The sequence below is a fragment of the Streptomyces silvisoli genome, assembly GCF_029269905.1.
In the GTDB taxonomy this organism is placed as follows: domain Bacteria; phylum Actinomycetota; class Actinomycetes; order Streptomycetales; family Streptomycetaceae; genus Streptantibioticus_A; species Streptantibioticus_A silvisoli_A.
This window is the reverse complement of sequence record NZ_JARJBC010000061.1, coordinates 1-1444: the sequence shown is the minus strand read 5'-3', so window position 1 is coordinate 1444 and position 1444 is coordinate 1. Positions and strand designations below refer to the sequence as shown.

The 1444-nt window shown below is 69.0% G+C and carries 1 protein-coding gene; it reads left to right on the top strand.

Annotated elements, in window-relative coordinates:
• Positions 1-230 precede the first annotated feature (230 nt).
• A complete protein-coding gene (locus P3G67_RS35680) occupies positions 231-1427 on the top strand; it encodes an IS110 family transposase (RefSeq protein ID WP_276097227.1) in 1197 nt (398 codons plus the stop codon).
• Positions 1428-1444: the final 17 nt, after the last annotated feature.

Here is a 1444-nt window from a genome sequence, read left to right as displayed (position 1 = left end):
GAGGCTCTACCTTCTTGCTGGGCCTGCCCCAGCCATTCGTAGGGTTGGGGGACCCAGGGGAGCCGGGTGTGGCTTTCATGAGGCTGCCGACCATGGCTTGGGAGGCTTGGCCGCCCGGCTCCCCACGACGACTCGGCCGCCAATTGGGAAGTGCGAACAGGTCGCTGTGTAGAGCAATGCCGGCGAGGTCGTCCGTGGTACTCACGACTACTACGACCTGCGGGAGCACGATGAGCCGGATATGGGCAGGGACCGACTGCGGCAAGACCCACCACCACTGCCTGGTGCTGGACACCGAGGGCGCCACGCTGCTGTCGCGGCGGGTCGCCAACGACGAGCCAGAGCTCCTCCAGCTTCTCGGCGACGTCCTCGACCTCGCCGACGGCGAACCGGTCACCTGGGCACTGGACATGACAGGTGGCGAGCCGGGCCTGCTGATCGCGCTGCTGGTCAACCACGGCCAGGAGCTGGTCTACATCCCCGGCAAGGCCGTCAACAGGGCCAGCGACTCCTACCGGGGTGAGGGCAAGACCGACGCCCGTGACGCCCTGGTCATCGCCGACCAGGCCCGCATGCGCCGCGACCTCCAGCCCATCCGTCCTGGCGACGAGACGACCGTGGAACTGGAACTGCTCACGGCCCGCCGCGTCGACCTGGTGGCCGACCGCACGCGGACGGTCAGCCGTCTGCGCGCCACCATGACCAGCATGTTCCCGGCTCTGGAACGGGCCTTGGACGTGACCAACGCCGGGCCGTTGATCCTGCTGACCGGCTACCAGACCCCGGCCGCCATCCGCCGCGCTGGGGCCAAACGCCTGGCCACCTGGCTGCGCAACCGCAAGGTCCGTGGCGCCGAGACCCTGGCAGCCGCGGCCGTGCAGGCCGCCGAGCGCCAGCACACCGCCGTGGTGGGCGAGAAGCCCATCGCCGCGATGGTGCACACCCTGGCGAAGGAGGTGATCGCCCTCAACGAGAAGATCGCCGAGATAGACAAACTCATCGAGGGCCGATTTCGCCAGCACGAACTCGCCGAGGTGATCGAGAGCGTGCCCGGCATCGGGCCCCTGCTCGGCGCCGAATTCCTCGCCGCCGTTGGCGGCGACCTGACCGCGTTCCCGACCCCTGACCAGCTCGCGGCCTTCGCCGGAGTCGCCCCCGCCCCGCGCGACTCGGGCAAGACCAGCGGGAACCTGCACCGGCCACAGCGGTACCACCGCAGACTCCAGCGCGTGTTCTACACGTCCGCGCTCATCAGCATCCGCTATGACCCCAACTCCCGGACCTTCTACGACCGCAAGCGGGCCGAGGGCAAGCGGCACGTCCAAGCGGTACTCGCCCTCGCGCGCCGCCGCGTGAACGTCATCTGGGCACTGATCCGTGACCGACGGTGCTACCGCGTTGCACCACCCGTCACCGAGGCGGCTTGACAACAACATTAGGAAGC